The following is a 20,874-nucleotide window of genomic DNA, read 5'->3' as shown; positions in this document are numbered from 1 at the left end:
AATTTATTTAGGACACATGTGACATATTTTTTTAATGATAACTTAATTTTAATCCTTATTTTCTGCTGAAGATGAAGGCTGAACCTGTCGCCGATCATACAGTAATAACTGATGTCTAATGTTATCTTCAAGTTCACTGACCTTGCGTTGATCAACTGTATCGTTGACTATAATGATGATGCCATAATCATCTGTGGGATAAAGTACACACAAGGTATTGTAGCCTATTTTAGTATTTCCATCGTGATAGAAATAGCGAACCCCACGTTCATCACGATTGATCATCCAACCGAGCCCCATACCAAATCCATCGTCTTTTCCATAAGTCAGTTGATGTGTTAGACCAAGGGCTCTATCGTTTAGTTTGAGGTTGGCTTCGATGTAGATCAACATATCATTGATCGTTGAATTCATTGTGGGACCAAAGTAAAACCCGCTCAAATTCGCAAATGGAACAGGCTGACCTTTATTATCGTGGCCCTGTACAACGTCGTTTATTTGTGACTCATCTAAATAGAGGGTTGTATAGTGCATACCGAGGTGTCCCTTCAGATATGCGCTGATAAGATGTTCATAGGAATCTTTATAGCTACTTTCCAGTAGCGAAATAAGTACCATCACAGCCGTGCTATTGTAACTGAACTTTGTACCTGGGACGGTGTCGGGCTTGACTTTCCTCAGATCATCCAATAGGTTGTCACGACTGTACTTTCCAAGATAGTCTACCTGTTCCGGAATAGTGAGCCCCCTTAAACTATCGACAACTTTGGTAGGTAGCGATCTGAAAGTCTTTGGAAGGGCAGAAGTATGATTTGCTAGATGCTTAACGCGGATTCCATGGCCGCTGTATTGTAAATTGGAATAACCTCCCGGCAAGTATTTACGGATATCATCATCGAGGTTGATTTTCTTATCAAGGACCGCTTGCGCAAGTAGAGCGCCGACAAACGTTTTCGCCACCGATCCAATGTTGTAATAGTGATCGGCGTTTGGTAACTTTTCTCTACTGTAGGTGTAGGTTGTTTTGTGCCCTTTAATATAAATCCCAATAGACACACTAAATGTATTGTTGTTGGAAAGATAATCAACAACGGAACAGTTTACAATTGTATCGAGTTGGTTTTTAAGTTTATGGTCAGTATTGATGGGTGAAAGATACTGTCCGTTTGATGAAAGGCTATTAATTAGCAACAGGGTGCTCAATAGGATAAATAAGGGTTTGGATAGTATATTCATAAACAAGTTTATTGTTCTTGATGCTGGAATCTATCGTCGGTATTCGGAAAAGCCATTGGGTTTACAACCTGCCCAAGGCGGGGGATTAGCTAATTTTATTAAAGTGTTAGTGAAAGGTACAAATTGTTATGTAAATATCACAAGGTTAAGTTTTTAAAAGGGCAATACTTCATTTGAACGTATCGCCCCTTTACATGGAATATAAACTACTAATAATTTGCTGTAAACAGGCGTATTACGGCAGTGTTGTTAGATTTATTGAAGGTGCTGTGCCAGTACCTGCTTGTGTAAATTTCGTTCCGGGATTTACGACAGTATTGAAAAAACCGCCATTTTTCAGGAAGAAGCTATTCCCGGTTATTCCGCCAATGGCGTCTATCCGCTGGTTATTGGAATAGGTTGCATCAACCGTAAAGGTACTTTCCACGACTTTCAGCCAAGTTCCAGCAGATGTTCGAACCCATTGATTACTATATTCTGCCGAACGTCCCAGAAAGCCGTTGTCGGCGTTGAAATTTTCGAGGAAGCTATGAAATCCTGTTAAATAAGTATTTGTTTTGGGACGTTTCCAACTTGCAATGAGTATCCAAGTATTGGTCGAAGGATCATTAAACCATGCTGTAAAATCAGTACTTCCATTATTATCAGGTTCTCCCTTCAATAAAAATTTATAGGTAGTAGCGGCAGTCCAATTAAACTTGAGGTAGCTTTGTCCGCCAGAACCTTCGCCACCGAACTCTCCTGTCGTGGTATTTGCACCTTTTCTATTTAATGTAATGCGGTCCTCTGCAGGTATTTGTGATGGGTTATCGGTGCTATATGGACTCCAAACAGAAAATAATATTCTGCGCTCTGTCGCTGAATTGACCTGCATTCCGAAATATCCTTGGCCGAAGCCATTTGCCATAAAGTAAGATCCTATTTTATCTTCTCCAGCGGGGACTTTCACCTCGCTATAATAATAGGAAACTTGCTGATTTGTTGGAATGGTATAACTCAAATGGCAGGATGGACCCCGTCGCGACCAATAGTAGGTATTATCTACATTATTGTCACTATAAATTACTGTGCCATTCGTTGCCGAACTATCTAAAATCAAGTGGGATACATCGGCAAAGTAACCACCTGACTTGGATACACCTTGAAGATCCATTTTTATATAACCCGCCGCATTTAGCGAATAGGTACCAACAGTGTAATCCTTAGGGGTTCCACCCTTAAGTTTGATTTGTTTACTTACACCGTTGATCGTTAACTTCACCGTACTGCTATCGCCGGACGGTAATACTTTAGCCCTTATTTTAACACGTAAAGCGCCTGCTTGGGGGACCTTGGCGTAGGTACTAATCACGCTATTGGCATTGGTCCAGTTTGCCAAGCCATTGCTATTGATGACTTCAACTGCACCGGAAGGTGCTGAAGTAACAAAGGCATTACCACCTAAGGGAACTTCGTATCCGCTTGCTCCAGGGGATGCAGCACGGAGCGATAATTTCTCTTCTAAATTGGTGTGCACCTCGCTTTTTTTGCAAGACAGAAAGCTTGCCAATACTGCACAAAGCAGTAGTGTAAATTTGGGATATCTCATAAGTTAAATTTAATTGTTGACTCTAATTTTACAAATACAATTAAATTAAACGAAAATTATTCAATGCAATCGTTTGTGTGAATTGCTTTTGTAACAAAAGGGATACGTTAGATAGTCGCCATTGTTTATTTAATGAACTATCATTAGGTAAATGCTGCAATGCGCAATAGCTTAAATAGTCTCCAGTGGTTTGCTGCACACAGCCGTTTTATCTGACGATTTGCTAAGCCATCTCGATTATTCGGCCAGTTTATCGGCATGTCGATGCATAAGCTTCCAATTGCCTTGCTCTTTTCTGAAGATTTCGGTGATTCTGAGATTGAAAATCACTGCTGTATCTCGCCCTTTTACGTTGACTGTCGAACGTTGTATACCCGTCCAGTAAGCTAGCGAATCACATACATCTTGATGGATCACTTCAAATTTGTTTTCTGCACCCGGAAGGAAATTGGAAGCTCCTTTTTGATTAAAATCATTGACCTCGGATACCCCAGAGATGTATATTCCATTGGGCGGAAAAATTGTTGCCGGCTCATTCGAGACAGAAATGTCTTTAAGAGAGTGAAAATGGCCCTCCACAAAATCTGTTGAGGATTTCAATCGGATAGCCATAAATTTTTCGAATTCCAAGAGTGCGTTATTGTCTGTTTTCATATTTCTTATCTGTGTTTGTTAAAAAATCAACCAGTGTGTGAATGTAATTGCGAAGATTGTCCATGGTTAAATCGTTTCATCGTCGTAGTGACGCATCATGTAATAAAAATAGTCTATCATCTTCAGGTAGTTTTCAATGCTGATGTATTCATTGGTACTATGCATACTCTGCTGTTCGGCGTGATTAATTTTAATGGGCATAAATCGATAGATATGATCACTGAGATGCTGATATTTGATGGCGTCGGTTCCGCCCACCGTCAGGTAGGGCGTAATAATAAGATCGGGGTATAGTCTGCGGATAGCAATTTCCATCATTTTGTAGGCTTTAGCGTCTGTTGGTGAGACTTTGGATGCTTCTCGGGCATTGTCGACCTGTTCTATCTCAACATCAAACCCGCTTATAGCCTGCTCGACATGATCCCGAACTTCCTGTAGGGTGTTTTCGGGTAGCAGTCTAAAATTGACAACAAATTCAACTTCAGGTGAAAGGACATTGGGGGCATCGCTGCCTTTCATCATTGTCAGTGCCGTAGTTGTTCGCACGAGAGCATTAGTCGAATGGTTTTTCGTTAGTTGAGCCAGAAGTAAAGGTTCAAGAAGCCAGCGGTTAGCGATCGCAAAGCGGGAGGCAAAAGGCATGCTGCCACCAACCTGTTGAAAGAAGTTTTGGATAATGGGGTTGATCTGCGCTTTCATCTGGTGATTTTCTAAGCGCTGCATGATGACTGCCGCTTGACCAATTGCACTCGTTGTTGGGGGCATCGAAGAGTGCCCACCAAGACCTTTAACCTTTATTTTCAGGGATAAAAATCCCTTCTCCGCGCAACCGATCAATGCTACATCCGAGCTGATTCCCTCGACCGAGCCCTTTTCCAGAATGAGTCCACCCTCGTCATAAACGGCTTCGAATTTAAGGCCCTTTTCTTTGAAGTAGTCTGCTATTTTGGCTGCGCCACGTACGCCCCCAACTTCTTCATCAAAACCAAAAGCGAGGTAGATATCCCGCTTGGGCTGTACCTGTTCTCGAACCAGTTGTTCTGTCGCTTCAAGTAAGGAGAAAAGCATGCCTTTCATGTCTAAGCTTCCACGTCCATAAATGCGGCCGTTGGCTACTGCCCCCGAAAACGGTGCATAGCCCCACTCTTCGGCGATTTCGCTTACAGGTGGTATCGCCTGGTCGCTAGGCCGAAATAGTGATGAATCGTTGTTTTTTATGGCAGCTGAACCAGGAGGGACGACATCCGTATGGGAAAGAAAGAGTAGCGGAAGCAAGCTCTTGTCGCTTCCCTTGAGTCGAAAGACCAGCGCATGACCATTGATTGTATAGGTTTCCAGCGAGCGATAGATCAGTGGAAAGTTGTACCTGATGTAATTATTAAGTTCTTCAAAAGGAGCATGATTAAATAATGTCGAGTCGCCGATAGAGATGGTGGCTATTTTGATACCGCCAGCAATTCGGGCAACAATACTGTCATTGACCGCTGGCGGCATTGGCGCCACTTCCGATTTTTTGACTCGCGTAAACGGATAAGTCAGCGTTCTAATGAAAAGCCCAATGAGAAATAGAATAAGTGAGACAAAAAAGATTAAGAGAATTTTCTTCATAACAGACTTCATATTAATATAAACCACCTACCACATATACCTTGGAAAAAGTCATCCAGCGCATATTCTATTGTTTCTAGTAGAACACGAAAGCCCTTCGTTTGTTTCTTATGTCCAATTAAATGTGCAATAGCTCAAATTCCTGTTGGACCATTTCTCGCCCATTGACAATAATGGAGATTTTATGCTTCCCAGCATAGAATTTCCGGGTGGTAATCAATTTAAAAGATTGCTTTCGCTCGATACGGTTTATCTCAGCTCCCTGATAAATTCGTTCACTAATTTTAAAAACCTTTCGAGATAGCTGGCCATTTGATTTTTGATAATATAACCCATACTCCAGACGTAGTGATTTAGCGGTGCTGCTTCCATTCTCGATTTCAAAAGAAAAAATAAGATGTTCACCTACTTTAACAGCCGGTGTATGAATACTGAGATTGGTAACATCGAAATCGCTACTATCCAGTCCATAAAAGCTTAGAATTGCTGGATGCCCTTGTTTGAGTAAGGTACGGCAGCCATGTTTGATGATAGCATCTGTATTTTTACTGATACCTTTCCATTGCTGGGCAATACCCAAGACAAGATGGGGATGATCCTTAGCGATATCGTTGAGATTGTTGGCTACACTTCTTCTGACGCTCTCGGATGAATCATTATGGAGGTTTTGTAGGATGGACAGGATAGGAGTAGGGTCATTTTTCAACGATGGAATTGCCATCGCCCAAGGGAGTCGGGGTCGAGATCCTTCGCTTGCAAGGCGTCGTACCTGAGCATGTGGACTTTTGGACCACCTTTCCATTTCCGCGATCATTCGAGATCCATAGTTGATAATAAATGGACGAACGGCAAATTCGCAGCTGATAAATCTCGTGACGATTTCAAATGACTGTACAGCTGTTTCAAAATCTTCGATGCCGTAAGTTTCGATATAGTCTGGAAAAATAACATATTCAAGTCCTCCCGGATGCTTCGTTTTTAGGAGATGTTCCACAACTTGTCTTAGTAAGGCCGCTGCTTCAGGAAAGGAGTTCGGCATAAATTCATGCAAGACCGCTGTGCTATGTTTTGTGCGCTGTTTCCATTCCATTTCATGAAAACTGCCTGCAAAAACACGTTTGATAAACTGTTCTCTGTTAAAATTGTTATCAACGCGGTGGAACTGATCAGCAATAAACTGATAGAATTCCCGTGTATATATATCTTTAATGAGGGCCATGAGCTGAATAGCTGTTAAATGTCAATTAATGAAGACAAGATACTATATTCGATGTTAGTATCTTGTCAGATGAGCAGACTAGTTAGTAGCGTCTAAACCAAATTTCTTGATGGCCTCAGGGCTCAGTGGCGTGAAAAAGTTAAGCAGGTTACCATCGGGGTCACAAAAAAGCAATGAGCGATTGCCCCAAGGCATTGTTGTCGGCTCCTGAACGATTTTTGAAGCACTATTTTTGATCCGAATATATTCATGATCTACATTTTTCACTAAAAATTCAATAATAATGGGGGCCGTGTTGCCAAAGACAGTGGGGCTGTCGCTAAACATTTGCATCGTACGCGTACTTCCAATAGCTATGGTAATCGAACTGGTGGAAACTTCAGCGAAATCTGGTGTAAACCATTGCGCGGTGAAGCCCAGGATTTCTTCATAGAATGTGACGGATTGCTGGATGTCATTTGCAATCAGCCGAATGGATGTTAATTTCATGATGATCTAAATTTATTGATAACAAAATTAAACGGACTATTGACAATAGTCTGTCAATAGTCCGTTTTAAATTGTTCATAAATTTAATGATCATCGCTAGGTCAGTACGTCGTCAATAACTCCAAATTCTTTTGCTTCTGCAGCAACCATCCAGTGATCCCGGTCGCTAACATCATGTACACGTTGATAGCTTTGTCCACTATGTTTGGCAATAATATCGTACAGCTCCTTCTTTATTTTCAACACTTGATTGGCTGTAATTTCAATGTCAGATGCCTGCCCTTGAACACCGCCCAGCGGTTGATGCAACATCACCCGTGCGTGCTGCAGGGCGCTACGCTTGCCGGCGGCGCCGCCACAGAGTAATATCGCGCCAAAAGAGAGTGCCATACCGGTGCAGATTGTTGCAACATCAGGACTGATCAATTGCATCGTATCATAAATACCTAATCCAGCATAAACTTCGCCGCCAGGAGAGTTGATATACAGTTGTATATCTTTTTTGGGATCAACAGATTGAAGAAATAGCAGCTGGGCTTGTACGATATTGGCGATGTTGGATTCTACGGCAGCACCCATAAAGATAATACGGTCAATCATCAATCTGGAAAATACGTCCATCTGTGATACGCGCAATTCGCGTTCTTCGGTGATATATGGAGTCATGGCAAGCGGCATGCGGGATTGCTCGATACCGGAAATGTAATGATCCACCAGATCTTTTTGGACATAGCAGTGTCCTACCGCAAATTTGCGGAACTCATTTTTGTCAATCGTCATGATGTTAAGAATTTAGGATTTGCGAAATAACTTTAGTATTTTTTTTCTAAAAGAGACATGTTCAGGATATGTAAATAATGCTTGCGTTATGGCTTCAATTTCAGTTTTTAATTGTTTGCGCCCAAATTGCTGAATAGCTTCATAAGCTTTTTGTTGCGCAATAACCTTGTCTGCCAATTCTTCGTCCAATACCAATTGCGCTTCAAAAAGCAATGCTTCTTCTGGTTCAGCCATTCCAAAGATATATGCTTCTATCTGCTGGGTCTCATTCCATGAAGTCATCATAAACCAGGGATTTTTCTTTAACGGATTCTCTAACTTTCTCCAGGCATTTGAATTTCTGTACAGTGGCGCTCCTTACGCCCGAATAGCCATATTCATCCGCAATTTCTTGCAGGGACATTTGATCATAATAGAAGCTTTTCAAAAGTTCTAAACATCTGCGCCCGGCAATCTCCAAAAAGCGAAACAGCCTTGCGCTAGAAGGAGACTCTTCGGTTGTCAAAGCAATATCCACTTTATCTAGGGAGAGGTTTGGGCTGGATTGACCATACCGTTTAAGCCATAGATTTTTGGCTGTTCCGAACAAATAACCAATAGCGTTGTTTAGTGGTGTTTCTGTTAAATGTATCTTTTCATAATACACCAGTAAAGCGTCCTGAAATACATCTTTGGCTTCATCTAAATTACCGCCCATGCGACTGACGTACTTAGCCACGATAGGAAATGTACTTTTATACAAGTTCATAAAGAGCAACTGCCGGTCTATTGTTCGATTTGAATTGATCAATTGTTGCATAGCAATATCATTTATAGACATGTACCAATTTAGCGAAAAGTATCACCTTTTATTTGAAAATTAATTAAACAAAAATGCTTCCCTAAAAAAAGGAAGCATTCATTCGCTTATCTGAGTTGACTCATTCCAGTGTATGTTTCTACTGCGCAAGGCTATTTTTTTAAATCCAGTTCCATCTGGATATTACAGCGTTGATAAGTACTTGGAAAGCCATTGATTTTTTGAAAACCTAACTTGTGATAGAGATTGATCGCAGGTTTTAAAATGGTGTTGCTCTCGAGAAACAGTTTTGAAGCCCCTAGAGTCTTTGCTTCTTCAATAATTGCTTTTCCCAAAAGATAGCCTATATTTTTGCCCTGCACTGTTGGGGAAACCACCATTTTTGCCAATTCATAGTCAAAATCGGGATGATTCATTTTGATAAGTGAACATACACCTACGGGCTTGTCATTATAAAGAGCAACCATAATTTTGCCGCCTTTTGCCAAAATATACTCCTCAGGGTTGTCAAGTGCTTTATGGTCCGCCTCTTCCAATTCAAAATAGGTGGAAATCCATTCCTCATTCAAGGACTTAAATGCTAAGCGGTAGGCTGGATTGTACGGTACAATGTTGATATCCTTACTTTCACGCATTTTCTTTTGCTCTTGCACCCGTTTCAATAAGGATTTTTGTTCAAGGAGAAATTCCCATTCCGCTAAAGCTTCCCATAGATTGTGCGTAGCTTCCTGGATAATCCCATCAATGGCACGATCGATATCGATACATTGAATTTTCATTCTTTCCCATAGCATTTTTCCTTTATTACTCAATCCAACCATATTTCTCCGTTTATCCATAGAGCGAAGGTTATCTTCAAGTAGGCCCGCTTCGATCATTTCTTTAACGATTTTAGTGACCGATGGCTGGGAGTGGCCAATCTCTGTTGCTATATCAGTAATTGTCTTGGAATCACCTTCAGATAAAATAAAGAATACGGGAAACCATTTGGGTGCAAATTCAATCTGATAAAGCTCGTGTATCCGGGCGGCTTCTTCTGTGATGTTGGAAGCCATGTAGCGCAATCTGCTACCTAAGGCTATTTTTCCTGTTTTTTCAAATAATTCCATCGTATTATAAGTAATTATATAACTAGTTATGTAAATGTAGGAAAATAATTTGAATGTTTTAAAATTGAAGTTTAAAATTAGACTGGAGAAAAATATATCGTTGCTTTTTTCGTTATATTTCAATAAATTCAACACATAAAAAACCAGAACCCCTTAAAATAGACCGAAGGACATGAACGAGTTAGAAACTTATTTCCGAAATAATAATGCGAAGCTAATCAATAAATGGATGCATTATTTCGATATATACGACAGACATTTTAGTCGTTTCAAAGGCAAAGAGATCGTGGTGTTGGAAGTTGGGGTTTTTCAGGGTGGAAGTCTGCAGATGTGGAAGAACTATTTCGGTGATCGTGCAAAAATATACGGTATAGACATTAATCCGCACTGTAAGGAACTCGAAGAAGAAAATGTCGAGATCTTTATTGGTTCGCAGTCCGACCGGAAGTTTCTGCGTCAGGTAAAGGAATCTATTCCGCCGATCGATATATTGATTGATGATGGGGGCCATACGATGAAACAACAGATTGTGACATTTGAGGAGCTTTTTGATCATGTGAAAGATAATGGTGTATACCTTTGTGAAGATTTACATACATCTTACCAGGTATTTTATGGTGGTGGCCATAAAAGGAACGGCACTTTTATTGAGTATAGTAAAAATTTTATTGATTACATCAATGCTTACCATTCCGAGCAACGCGGATTGAAGGTCAACGGATTTACGCGTTCGGTAGAGTCTCTACACTACTATGATAGCATCCTGGTGGTGGAGAAACATCGAAGGGATGAAGCGCCGATACATATGAAAACAGGGGCGGCGACAGTGAAAGATTTCAATGCGGCCCCCACAGGATTCGATGGATTAAAATGGAAGATTAAGAAACCTGCTTTAACCGTGATCAACAAGTTGCTCCGCTTTTTCCGTATTGGCGGATTTATGTGGCGCTAACAGACGGGAGCAAACAGACGGGACTAGAAACAAAAAAGGCAGATCAAATGATCTGCCTTTTGGGTAAGTAATCGGGCTCGAACCGACGACCCCTAGAACCACAATCTAGTGCTCTAACCAACTGAGCTATACCTACCGTGATTTTGATGTCACAAAAGTAGTATTATAGCTCATATGTTCCAAATGTTTTTTAAACTTTTTAACTAAACAATTGTCTATCAAAAGGTATAATTTTCAAGTATGCCCGTTCAGTGAACCTAGAGAATAATATTGAGGTAATATTTTCAGGTTAAATACCTAAATGAGCAGCTTGGTCTTTAATTTGTATAGTATAGTTTATGGGAAAATTTTTAAAATTTTTAATTATCGTAGCCATTTTGGCAGTGGGCGCTTGGTTTGTGTATCATAAATATAACAGCGGACCGACAGTGGAAAGCAAACATCAGCTGTTGGTGGACCGCATTGAAGCCATGGGAAAACTGGAATTGGTTAAATACCGCTACAGTGATGTTGTGGAGCACAAAAACGTGAATACTTTTTTACCGGATGCAAGTGTATTACTCATCGTGAAAGCAGATGCTGTAGGCTGTGTAAATCTGACGAAACTTAGTCCGGAAGATATCACGGTTTTGGGGGATTCGGTCTCCATCAAATTGCCGGCTCCTGAAATTTGTTACATCAAGATCGACCACGAGGCGTCCAAAGTCTATGATACGAAAATGGCTTTCTTGCGCGAAGCAGAGCTCGTGGATGAAGCTTATAAAGCTGCAGAAAAAGCTGTTGCTGATGATGTAAAGAAATCGGATATCCTGCAGCAGACCAAGGCCAATGCAACCACCGTTTTTAAACCGCTCTTACAGGGATTGGGATTTTCGAAAATCAATCTGACCTTCGAATAGTGCCCAAATAAAAAAGCTAGACAATGTTTACATTGTCTAGCTCTCTACAATAAATCTAATCTTCAGCCATCTCACGACGGGAGGACTTCATAATTATGCTATTATCAAGCCAAGAACAATAGCCAAGTTACATTCGTTTTATTTTTTTGTCGTTGTATCCGGCTGTGGTGTCGGCGGGATTTCTCCACGGGATTCGGCAGATGTGGTGTCGCGATATTGTATCGTCGTGGTATCGTTGGGAACGGAATCACGCATCAGTTCCTGTGATTTTTGATCATCAGTTTTAGCGCCATTACATCCATAGGCTGCTAAGCATAATAGACTGACGGCAATTAATTTTGTTGAGTTCTTCATATTATCTATCGTTTAATGATGGCATGCCACCTGCATGCACTTAGTAGGAGAACAAAGCTCAAGTCAAAAGCGTTTCGGTTTCTAAATTTGCTATTATGATAGAAAAAGAAAATCAATCTTATTTTCTTTATTTTTTAGATAAATTCAATTGTAAGAAACTTTTTACAATTGGGTGCTGTTCCTAGAAGTACATAAGTTCATTAAACAGATAGCTATGATTCAGATAGTCCTTGTCGACGACCATCATTTGGTAAGAAGTGGTTTTCGGCTGATTTTAGAAACGCAAGATGACATTACTGTTTTGGCTGATGTTGAAAGTGCTGAAGCAGCCTTAGATGTATTAAAAATCAATCAGCGACCAGATATGATCCTTACTGATATTAATATGGGTGAAATGGGCGGAATAGCCCTCATTGATTTCGTTAAACAGAAATACCCCGATATAAAAATCCTTGCCTTGACGATGGAAAATGACAAACACATTGCCGCAGATGTATTGCGTGCTGGAGCAGATGGCTATTTAGTGAAAGATAGTAGTTGTGATGAGGTACTTTTTGGTATACGGCAGGTTGCCAAAGGAGAAAAATATATCAGTGGTTCCTTAAGTGTTTCCTGCCTTAACGATTATAAAAACTTTGCGGACAGGGCTCCAGACCTAAATCGTGTTTTGTTAAAATATGATATTTCAGAACGCGAATTGCATGTCTTGGAACTCATCGCACAGGGATACACCAACGGCGAAATTGCAGAGCGTATTTTTTTGAGCAAACGTACGGTGGAAGGGCACCGACAGAAACTGATCGAGAAAACGAATACAAAAAATACAGCTGGTCTTGTCAGCTTCGGTTTTCATCACATGCTCTTACATTGATTAAACAATAAAAACAAAAAATAGAGGAATATGGCAACAAAAAATGAAAACCGCGTCGTCGGAACCGAAATGGAAAAAAAGAAAAAGGTCAAGTTAGGTGTAAATGGAGAGACACTGCGAGATGTAGGCGATAAGGATCAGGGCGACGCCGAGGCCGGAGTAGACCCGCAGGTGGATCAGTTGAACGAGATGCCCAATGATCCTACAGATAGGCCAAAAGAAAGGAAGAAATAAGAAAGACCCGCATTTAAAATTGCGGGTCTTTCTGTTAAGCTTAGTTTCTAACTGAAAATCTGTATCTATTTTCAGGGCTAATCGGCACTTGTCCGTGAATGACATTTCTATTTTTTGCCCTGCTTCTCAATGGCTTTAGCAAGTTCATCTTTCGTCATATCGTGACGCCCGGTGATCTCCATTTTCTTTGCCATTTCCAAGAGTTCAGCTTTGGTTTTATCAGAACTTCCGTTTTGCGATCCTTTAGACGCTGAAGCACTTTTTCCTGTTGTTGTCGCTGATTTTTTTTCTTTGTTAGCATTGCTGCTTTGCGATTGCCCTTTGGCAGTCGTATGGCTTGAACTTTTTGTTGTATTCATAATATACTGTTTTATGTGTTATTTATATGCTGAACATGTTACAAGATCTAAAGGTTGGCCGATTTTATACGTTATTGAAACTGTACTACTACGCTTTGTTCTTTTTTTCTGTCGCAAACGCTTTAATGATGGCTTTATTAAAAGCGGGCAGATCGTCGGGCGTACGACTTGTAATAAGTTTGTCGTCAATCACCACTTCGCTGTCTTCCCATAATGCGCCTGCATTAATCAGGTCCATTTGAATGGCTTCAACGGACGTTATTTTTTTATCACGCACCAGATCCGCGTTAATCAGTAATTGAGGTCCATGGCAAATGGCTGCGATCGGTTTATCCCGTTCCCAGAAAGCATTGATCAATGCAATAGCCGTTTTATTCGTCCTCAATTTATCAGGATTGATGACCCCGCCTGGTAGCAGCAATCCGTCATATCGATTCTCTTCTGCCTCCTGCAGAGCAACATTGACAGGATAGTCATTTGACCATTCATCTCCATTTTTTGCCCGCACTGTTCCTTCAGCCGGTGATATAATGTCTGTTTTGGCGCCTGCATTTTCCAAGGCTTCCTTTGGGCTAGTCAGTTCAATTTCTTCAAATCCATCCGCGACCAATATCGCTATCCGCTTATTCTTTAAATTCTCCATATCACTAATTTTATTTACGTTCTTTCTATACTTCAAGAGAACGGATGTAAATCTGCGAAGGTTTGAAATAATATGATTTAGCGTAGGAAAAGCGTTTTGATTGATAAAAAGGAATAAATCAAACCGTATTTCTTTGGGGGTTGTCTATCCTTAAAATCGATGGTATGTTTAAGATAGCTATTTTTCGGGCCCTTCAGCTGGGCGATCTCCTGTGTTCCATCCCCGCCGTCAGGGCATTGAAGTCGCATTATCCCAATGCCAAGCTCTACTTTATCAGCTTGCCCCATATGCGTACATTGATGGAACGCTTTGATTGCATCGATGAATATGTGGATTTTCCCGGGCATCCGCAGCTTCCCGAAATTGCATATAATCCCGACAATCTTGAACGATTCGTCAAGCAGATGCAAGCGGAAAAATTTGACCTTCTGATTCAGATGCAGGGAGATGGAACTGTGGTGAATGATTTTTTACAGAATTTTGCGGCAAAGCGACTTGTAGGATTTCAACCAACAGCTTCAATTGACAACCCCGACTGGATGACTTATCCAGGAAAGCTTCACGAGGTGAACAGGCACCTAGCTCTTATGGAATTTCTAGGTTTAAAAATTCCAAACCGTACAATGTATTTCCCCTTATTTCCCGAGGATTGGGAGGCCTATAGGAAAATAAAAGCTGAAATAAACTATCCTTTCGTTATTATCCATGTGGGAAGTCGGGACGCCAAAAGACGCTGGCCTATTGAAAACTTCGGATTTCTTGGGACCTTAATGCAGCAAATGGGATATCAGATTATCCTGACAGGGGTAAGTGCTGAAGAATCTTTGGTCAATGAACTGCAGCGCATACTTGAAGGACCTGTGCTTAACCTCTGTTCCAGACTTGATTTGGGTACGCTTGGCTGTCTTTTGAAGGAATCGACTTTACTTGTATGCAACTGCACAGGAATATCCCATATTGCCGCTGCTTTAGAAGCAAAAAGTGTGGTCATAAGTCTAGATGGTGAGCCCGAGCGTTGGGGTCCACTCAACACAGCACTGCATACCACTTTTGATCTGACCAAACCTATCGCCATAGAGCATATTGTACGCGAGATCAGACGGGTCCTTCCGGCGCTGTCTGTTTTTGGGAGGAATGCTTAAGTAATGAATTCAATTTATCCATGATATTTTCAACACTTAACGGTGTCATTCTAGATGATCCATTCTGCTTATCGACAAAGCTGTTAATCGTATTTTTGGAGCGCAGAGCAGGGTCGACGGGGTAAAGGATAAAGTCAGTATCCTGCGACCATGGGATATGCTGCGGGTTTGTCTGAGCGTAAAGGACCAACGTTGGTTTTTGTAGCGCGCAGGCAATATGAGCAACGCCCGTGTTGACCGTGAGCACAGCATCTGCATGTACTACGAGGAGTAGGAGATCATCAATTGTCGTCTTTCCAATAAGGTTAATCAGATTTTCCCTTACGAGTTCTGAAAAACATGATCTCAGGTAATCGTTGTATTCCTTGCCAACAAGTATGACCTGAAATGCTGAATCAAGCAGCTGCCGCGTCAATTGTTGTGCGACAGCACGGGGAATTCGTCTTTTTTGCTCCGAAACATCACAATTGACAATAATCTGTTTCCCCCCACGTAAAGGAATTAAATTCGATAACTGACCTCGCGGCACAATTAGGCTCGGTAATCGATTGACTGACCGGCTGATGCCAAGCAGTCTCACCAGTTCGAGGTCACGTGCTATTTGATGCTGTACCTCAAAGAGGGGTTCTCTGTCTGGTATCCAATGGGTAAGCAACGTATAGGGATTCTCGCGCATATAAGCCGCTCGCAGGGGGATTTCCGCTAGATACGCCAGCATGATCGAAGCCATTGGATTTTGGCTGTATACATTGAAGATAATACAACTATCAAATTGCCGCTTTTTAATGGTTTTAATCAATGCTTCAGTCGAAGCAACCGTGTCATGCGAGCTCAATTTCATCCAAGGGGCATCATATTGTATATAGTCATCAACGGTACCAAGGTAGGGGATAATGGGAACAGCCATTTCTGACGCAAGTAATGTGATTTTACAATTTCCATTCGCTGATTTAATTTCCTGAAGCGCTGCATTACTCATGATCAGATCGCCCATATTGTCTAAGCGAATGATCAGCATATTTTTACAATCTTTCCATGTACCCATCTTAGCTGATTTTCTTTAACAGTTGATTGTCCTTTTTTTGCACCCGCTGAATGATTTTAGTGGTCGACTGCTGATGGACATGCGGAATAAACACGAGTTGTGTCCCTAGTATTTGCAGTAGCCCTTGTTCTGCCAGTTCTTTATTTTGGTATGCTTCACCTTTTACAAAGATATGCGGTTTAACCTTCTCGATGATCGGGATAGGGTTGTCCGATAATTCATCACCAAACGGTACAATATAATCTACAGCTCCAAGCGCCCGCAATACTTCAATTCGATCGTCAAGCGAATTGACAGGTCTTGTTGCTCCTTTTAAACGTCTGATGCTCTCGTCTGTATTGATGCCGACAATCAAAATATCACCCTGTGCCTTAGCTGCACCGAGGTAATGGGCATGGCCGGCATGGAAAATATCGAAACAACCGTTGGTGAATACGAGTTTATTTTCTTTCCGAAGTCCATCGCATAGTGCTTCAAGATGATTCAGGTCGGTAATTAATTTATCATCTTTGTTCGTAAGGCGCTGGGCTAATTCCGTGCAGCTACAATGTGCTGTACCATTTTTTTGTATACCGATCTGTGCTGCCTTTATACTCAGTGCTATCGCAATATCCGCATCAAGTTTATTATAGTAAGCCAAGCAAAGCACGGTCAGAAAGGTGTCGCCAGCGCCGGAGAAATTACCTTCTTTTAAAGCGGGAACCCGGTAGTGCTTTGCTGAACCACCTTTTTTAGACAGGATGACACCATCCTTATCGAGGGTAAGTGCCACCCAGTTCGCCTGCGACAAGGCAGCTAGGCTTTCTGGCCATTTCGATGCTTGTGTTAGGCGGTCATCCTCTTCTTCCTGGCTCAGGATTTTTCTTGCTTCGTCATAATTGGGCTTAATTAAGTCGGGATTTAGGCATGCATACTTGTCGTAATCTTTGCTATCTATAGCAATAATTTTTGGCTCAATCTGCTGTTCTTCGGCAAGCAGCAGGATGAGCTCATTCGTAATGTTACCTTTTCCATAATCTGCAATAAAAACAATATCGACATGTTGAAGGGCTTTTTTAACCGCTGTCAGATACTGGTTGGCCAGCGCTGTACTAAAATGATACTTCTGACCAATATCATAACGAAGCAGACAGTGTCCATCTCTACGTAATCGTGTTTTTGTTAGTGTCTGACAATTTTTATTATAGAGCAGGCCACCCGTGTCAATTCCCTGTCGCTGCACACTGCGTGCTATTGTCTGTCCACTGCTATCGTCGCCCAACAGACTAACGACCGACACGACGGCCCCCATATTGCTGAGGTTCGTGATCACATTCCCGGCTCCGCCAAGGCAATATTCTACGGATTGGACATCGAGCACGGGTACGGCGACATCGGGAGCAAGCCGCTTGCATTCCCCATCTAGATAAATATCCAGCATGCAGTCTCCCAAAACAAGGACCCGTGGATTGTCAAAACCATTTTCGACAAGTTTATTTAATGCTATATCTTTCATAATCTACTTTTTCTGAGTTGATAAGTTGAGCCAATCCGTAAAAATCGTCTACGATGAAATCTGGTGTATATTTAGGATCAGAAATTCGCTCCTGTTTCCTTTCTTCCTGGCTTCGGTCGACCAATATGGTCCTGCAGCCTGCCGCACGGCCGGCGCCGACATCACTTAGGATATCGCCGATCATCCAGGATTTTTTTAAATCTATGTTTAGCTCCTTGGCAGCCCGATAGAGCATGCCGGGTAAAGGCTTACGGCAGGAGCATTGCGGTTCGTCCATGACATCGCCATGTGGACAATAATAGATACCGTCTAATTGGATGTGCTCGTAGCGGAGTAGTTCGTGCAATGCTGAAAAAGCGACATCCAAATCTTCAGTTGTAAAATAACGTCGGGCTATACCCGACTGATTGCTGATAACAATGAGCTTATAGCCCCTTTTTTGTAACCCTCTTAGAGGCTCAAAAATGTCGGAATAACAAACGATGCGTGCGGGATCAACGTTGTAGGGAACATCCTTAATCAGCGTTCCATCCTTATCCAGAAATACAGCGCTCTCCATCATGATGCGATCAATTTATTATGTATAACGAAGTGTTCATTTTTCCTGCTCAGATTTGCCATCCGCTGTTCCACCAGTGCGCAGAGCTGGTGAATAATATGTAGCTGTACTTCCTGAATACGGGCCGTGTGATCGGAAGGAACTATGAGATTATGATCTCCGAATTGCGTGGCCTCGCCACCATCTTTTCCCAGCAAATTTGCACAAATGACCCCAGCTTTACTGGCTTCTTTCAATGCGTTTAGGATATTGGGCGAGTTGCCACTTGTACTTAAACAGATCAGCATATCTCCTGGTTGCCCAAGTGCCTGTACCTGTCTTGCAAATACGCTTTCGTAGCCAAAGTCGTTTGCCCATGCGGTGAGAACCGCCACATCAGCGTTAAGCGAGATCACCGGATAGCCGGGACGCTGTGGTATTTCAAATCGACCCACGAGCTCGGCAGCGAAATGCTGGCTCTCCGCGGCACTACCACCATTGCCGCAGATCATGATTTTTTTACCTTCACGCAAGACGGAAACCATTTTAGATGACAGTCTGGCTATGCCAAGCGCCAAAGATTCTGCCGCTTTTTCGAAGGTCTTTGAGGAACCCAAAAAGCTTTGCTTGATTTGTGTAATTGTTTCTTTTTCGGTATCCTGAGGCAAACATTGTGCATAAAGCTGCGCAATGCTTTCGCTGACCACTTTCCACGTAAAGGATTTAACATGGCGTAGGGAATTAACAGAAAATTTCAATCGTTTACGGTCGTTATTTATCAGGTCAACAATCGCAGCAGACAATTGTTGTGGCTGTTGTGCCGCTACCAAAAGGCCGGTTTCTTCATGCCTTACCGTAAACGATATACCGCCCACATCGGCACCAATTACGGGCGTACCACAGGCCATGGATTCCAGCGGAGTAATCCCGAATGGTTCGTACCACGGCGTGGTGATAAAAAGCTCACTTGCAGCATAATAGTACCTAAGCAGATCACGGCTCTGTTGTCCCGTGAAAATGACCTTATCTTCCACTTTTAACTCGATACACAGATGATGCAGACGATCAAATTCTGCGCGGTCTTCCGCTGTCGCCAGATTTCCACCAACGACCAATAGCCGCAATTCGGGCAGCGCATGGTGCGCATGAGAAAAGGCTTCGATCACATTGTCTATTCCCTTTCGTTTCACCATGCGACCAAGTTGCAAAATGTAGGTGTATGCGGAATCAAGCCCAAGCTTTTCTTTTGCTTCGGTGCGATCTGTTGGATGAAAATCAGCCGGATTAAAACCACAGGGAATAATTTCTATTTTATCCTGTGGCGCCTGATAATGTTGAATCAAGTCCTTCAGATCGTTTGGGCATTCGGCAATGACGCGTTCGGCTGCCCAAATGATATCTTTCTCAATTTTTTCACGAATTTTCGGAAATTTGTCTGAGCCCCCCTGGTGTAAGCGGCGAACCGCACCTAGGGCATGAAAAGTAATAACAAAGGGGATATGCAGTTGTTTCTTGATTTCCATGGCCACCATACCTGACAGCCAAAAATGCGCATGTACCAACTGGTAGCTCAGCTGGTTAGCGGTCATAAATTCGATTGTATGGGCGGTAAATTCATCGATATGTCCATAAAGCTCTTCCTTTGGGAGTATATCTTTGGGGCCTGCGACAATATGAATGACCCTTATATTTGGTTTCCAGAGGACGACCCCTTCTCGGCTTGGATGCTCACATCGCGTATAGATGTCTATTTGATTGCCCATCAAAGCGAGCTGCATGGCAACCTCGGCAACATAAACGTTTTGGCCGCCGCTGTCTTTACCTCCGAGGGTCGCTAAGGGTGAGGCATGATCACTAATAAAAGCTATTCTTTTTTTCATGATAGTATATATTGATGAATTTTTTCATTAATTAAATTCTCCCATTGTTGTCCAAATCGAACTATGTCGAAAAGCTCTTTTGCTTTCTGCTGTGCGTTTACACTGAGCTGCTGTGCATGTTGGGGATTATTCAGCAGCATTTTCATTTTAGCGATGAGCTCTTCGATCTCTAAGCCGATATAGCCTGTTTTTTCATTTTCAATAATGGTAGAAAGCTCTGTGGTAGCCAATCCAACGATGGGAAGACCCACCATCATAGCTTCGCAGATTGCTAAGCCCAAACTTGTGTACCGTATTGGATTGAAAAAGAAACGATAGTCTTTAATAAATTCGGGTAGGCGCGGATGGAGCACTTCACGAAGCCCATAGGGTTCGTTACCCATTCCGATGAGATCTAATGGTACCTGCTTTTGTACATACTTGAAAATATCGCTACCTAGCATGCGTCCACGGGAGGGAAGGTTGTTGATAACGACAATCCCTTTTTCCAATCGACCATTGTAAGCGACATCGTGTGTATCTACACCATGTGTGATGACACGTACATCCGGAATATTTGCCTTCCACATTAACTGGTTGAAGTGTGTCACATGCACCAGTGTAACGGCTGGATTGGTGACTGGATGAACTTCATCACAGGGATGCTGCCATGGCGGGTCGTGTTCAATATAGATACGAGGTAACTGTTGCTGCGCTTCAGACAGGATCAGATATTGATCTTCCAAGTAATTTTCATCGCATTGAAAAAGGATAAGATCTAGGTCAAGATTACGCACTTCGCCGGCAGGAACTTCAATCACATTGTCGCCAAAAGGGAAGGTTGTTCCCCGTCCGCCATAGCGAGGTCCTCTTTCGGGCGTATATGGAATATATAAGATATAGTCACCTTTGGATAAATAATACAAGTACGATCCATGGATATGCCATGTTAATACGCGTGGTTTGTGTGTCATAAACAATTTTTAATTTCAACAATGGAA

At 42.1% G+C, this 20,874-nt stretch carries 23 protein-coding genes and 1 tRNA gene; 5 read left to right on the top strand and 19 right to left on the bottom strand.

Going from position 1 to position 20,874, the window contains the following annotated elements:
- Positions 1–48: 48 nt before the first annotated feature.
- From B3E92_RS10040 to B3E92_RS09995, 10 genes are all read right to left on the bottom strand, one after another.
- A complete protein-coding gene (locus tag B3E92_RS10040; protein ID WP_286896526.1) occupies positions 49–1,236 on the bottom strand; it encodes a serine hydrolase domain-containing protein in 1,188 nt (395 codons plus the stop codon).
- Positions 1,237–1,471: 235 nt separating this feature from the next.
- Positions 1,472–2,824 carry a DUF3472 domain-containing protein gene (locus tag B3E92_RS10035; RefSeq protein WP_286896524.1) on the bottom strand — a complete coding sequence of 451 codons (1,353 nt, stop codon included), beginning with the start codon at positions 2,822–2,824 and terminating at the stop codon, positions 1,472–1,474.
- 237 nt (positions 2,825–3,061) lie between these two features.
- On the bottom strand, positions 3,062–3,478 hold the full coding sequence (locus B3E92_RS10030; RefSeq protein ID WP_286896521.1) for a nuclear transport factor 2 family protein: 417 nt from the start codon (positions 3,476–3,478) through the stop codon (positions 3,062–3,064).
- A 66-nt stretch (positions 3,479–3,544) separates the two neighbouring features.
- The gene (locus B3E92_RS10025) at positions 3,545–5,086 is read right to left on the bottom strand and encodes a M20/M25/M40 family metallo-hydrolase (RefSeq protein ID WP_286896518.1); all 1,542 of its coding nucleotides are present in this window, start codon (positions 5,084–5,086) and stop codon (positions 3,545–3,547) included.
- A 118-nt stretch (positions 5,087–5,204) separates the two neighbouring features.
- Complete coding sequence (locus B3E92_RS10020; RefSeq protein WP_204991154.1) at positions 5,205–6,305, bottom strand: DNA alkylation repair protein; 1,101 nt, start codon at positions 6,303–6,305, stop codon at positions 5,205–5,207.
- A 78-nt stretch (positions 6,306–6,383) separates the two neighbouring features.
- On the bottom strand, positions 6,384–6,794 hold the full coding sequence (locus tag B3E92_RS10015) for a VOC family protein (protein ID WP_286896516.1): 411 nt from the start codon (positions 6,792–6,794) through the stop codon (positions 6,384–6,386).
- 96 nt (positions 6,795–6,890) lie between these two features.
- Positions 6,891–7,574 carry an ATP-dependent Clp protease proteolytic subunit gene (locus B3E92_RS10010; RefSeq protein ID WP_286896514.1) on the bottom strand — a complete coding sequence of 228 codons (684 nt, stop codon included), beginning with the start codon at positions 7,572–7,574 and terminating at the stop codon, positions 6,891–6,893.
- A 12-nt stretch (positions 7,575–7,586) separates the two neighbouring features.
- Positions 7,587–7,859 (bottom strand): hypothetical protein, encoded by a 273-nt coding sequence (locus B3E92_RS10005; RefSeq protein WP_139144943.1) that lies wholly within the window; start codon positions 7,857–7,859, stop codon positions 7,587–7,589.
- Positions 7,840–8,394 carry an RNA polymerase sigma factor gene (locus B3E92_RS10000; protein WP_286896512.1) on the bottom strand — a complete coding sequence of 185 codons (555 nt, stop codon included), beginning with the start codon at positions 8,392–8,394 and terminating at the stop codon, positions 7,840–7,842. Before B3E92_RS10000 ends, B3E92_RS10005 begins: the two co-directional genes overlap by 20 nt.
- A gap of 131 nt (positions 8,395–8,525) precedes the next feature.
- Positions 8,526–9,482, bottom strand: coding sequence for a bifunctional helix-turn-helix transcriptional regulator/GNAT family N-acetyltransferase (locus tag B3E92_RS09995; RefSeq protein WP_070564440.1), 957 nt, complete (start codon positions 9,480–9,482; stop codon positions 8,526–8,528).
- Between the two features lie 172 nt (positions 9,483–9,654).
- Here B3E92_RS09995 and B3E92_RS09990 point away from each other — a divergent pair, with 172 nt between their 5' ends.
- Positions 9,655–10,434, top strand: a complete 780-nt coding sequence (locus B3E92_RS09990) for a class I SAM-dependent methyltransferase (RefSeq protein ID WP_286896510.1) — start codon at positions 9,655–9,657, stop codon at positions 10,432–10,434.
- Positions 10,435–10,496: 62 nt separating this feature from the next.
- Here B3E92_RS09990 and B3E92_RS09985 read toward each other — a convergent pair.
- Positions 10,497–10,570 (bottom strand) — tRNA-His (locus tag B3E92_RS09985).
- A gap of 202 nt (positions 10,571–10,772) precedes the next feature.
- On the opposite strand from B3E92_RS09985, the gene B3E92_RS09980 reads away from it, so the two are divergent.
- Entirely contained in the window at positions 10,773–11,333 is a 561-nt protein-coding gene (locus B3E92_RS09980) for a DUF4230 domain-containing protein (protein ID WP_046676305.1), read from the top strand.
- Between the two features lie 138 nt (positions 11,334–11,471).
- Here the strand turns inward: B3E92_RS09980 and B3E92_RS09975 are convergent, their stop codons facing one another.
- Positions 11,472–11,687, bottom strand: a complete 216-nt coding sequence (locus B3E92_RS09975) for a hypothetical protein (RefSeq protein WP_046676306.1) — start codon at positions 11,685–11,687, stop codon at positions 11,472–11,474.
- A 214-nt stretch (positions 11,688–11,901) separates the two neighbouring features.
- Between B3E92_RS09975 and B3E92_RS09970 the strand changes: the two genes are divergently transcribed.
- Entirely contained in the window at positions 11,902–12,558 is a 657-nt protein-coding gene (locus B3E92_RS09970; RefSeq protein WP_286896508.1) for a response regulator, read from the top strand.
- A gap of 30 nt (positions 12,559–12,588) precedes the next feature.
- The gene (locus tag B3E92_RS09965; protein WP_070564431.1) at positions 12,589–12,792 is read left to right on the top strand and encodes a hypothetical protein; all 204 of its coding nucleotides are present in this window, start codon (positions 12,589–12,591) and stop codon (positions 12,790–12,792) included.
- 107 nt (positions 12,793–12,899) lie between these two features.
- Here the strand turns inward: B3E92_RS09965 and B3E92_RS09960 are convergent, their stop codons facing one another.
- Positions 12,900–13,151 carry a Rho termination factor N-terminal domain-containing protein gene (locus tag B3E92_RS09960; RefSeq protein WP_070564428.1) on the bottom strand — a complete coding sequence of 84 codons (252 nt, stop codon included), beginning with the start codon at positions 13,149–13,151 and terminating at the stop codon, positions 12,900–12,902.
- A gap of 88 nt (positions 13,152–13,239) precedes the next feature.
- Positions 13,240–13,794 (bottom strand): type 1 glutamine amidotransferase domain-containing protein, encoded by a 555-nt coding sequence (locus B3E92_RS09955; RefSeq protein WP_286896506.1) that lies wholly within the window; start codon positions 13,792–13,794, stop codon positions 13,240–13,242.
- A 164-nt stretch (positions 13,795–13,958) separates the two neighbouring features.
- Here B3E92_RS09955 and B3E92_RS09950 point away from each other — a divergent pair, with 164 nt between their 5' ends.
- Positions 13,959–14,936, top strand: coding sequence for a glycosyltransferase family 9 protein (locus B3E92_RS09950; RefSeq protein WP_286896504.1), 978 nt, complete (start codon positions 13,959–13,961; stop codon positions 14,934–14,936).
- On the opposite strand, the gene B3E92_RS09945 is transcribed toward B3E92_RS09950, so the two are convergent.
- From B3E92_RS09945 to B3E92_RS09925, 5 genes are read right to left on the bottom strand one after another with little or no spacing between them, the layout of a single operon-like run.
- Entirely contained in the window at positions 14,890–15,981 is a 1,092-nt protein-coding gene (locus B3E92_RS09945) for a glycosyltransferase family 9 protein (RefSeq protein ID WP_286896503.1), read from the bottom strand. The genes B3E92_RS09950 and B3E92_RS09945 overlap by 47 nt on opposite strands.
- 1 nt (position 15,982) lies before the next feature.
- Positions 15,983–17,476 carry a PfkB family carbohydrate kinase gene (locus B3E92_RS09940; RefSeq protein WP_286896501.1) on the bottom strand — a complete coding sequence of 498 codons (1,494 nt, stop codon included), beginning with the start codon at positions 17,474–17,476 and terminating at the stop codon, positions 15,983–15,985.
- A complete protein-coding gene (locus B3E92_RS09935; protein WP_286896499.1) occupies positions 17,454–18,038 on the bottom strand; it encodes a D-glycero-alpha-D-manno-heptose-1,7-bisphosphate 7-phosphatase in 585 nt (194 codons plus the stop codon). Before B3E92_RS09935 ends, B3E92_RS09940 begins: the two co-directional genes overlap by 23 nt.
- Entirely contained in the window at positions 18,035–19,894 is a 1,860-nt protein-coding gene (locus B3E92_RS09930; RefSeq protein WP_286896496.1) for a glycosyltransferase, read from the bottom strand. The genes B3E92_RS09935 and B3E92_RS09930 overlap by 4 nt, the downstream gene beginning before the upstream one ends.
- The gene (locus B3E92_RS09925; RefSeq protein ID WP_286896493.1) at positions 19,891–20,847 is read right to left on the bottom strand and encodes a glycosyltransferase; all 957 of its coding nucleotides are present in this window, start codon (positions 20,845–20,847) and stop codon (positions 19,891–19,893) included. Before B3E92_RS09925 ends, B3E92_RS09930 begins: the two co-directional genes overlap by 4 nt.
- Between the last annotated feature and the right edge of the window lie 27 nt (positions 20,848–20,874).

This window comes from Sphingobacterium sp. UBA6317, from assembly GCF_002440385.1.
Taxonomy (GTDB): Bacteria; Bacteroidota; Bacteroidia; order Sphingobacteriales; family Sphingobacteriaceae; genus Sphingobacterium; species Sphingobacterium multivorum.
Note: the sequence above shows the minus strand (reverse complement) of the source record. Positions and strands in the feature narration are given on the sequence as shown.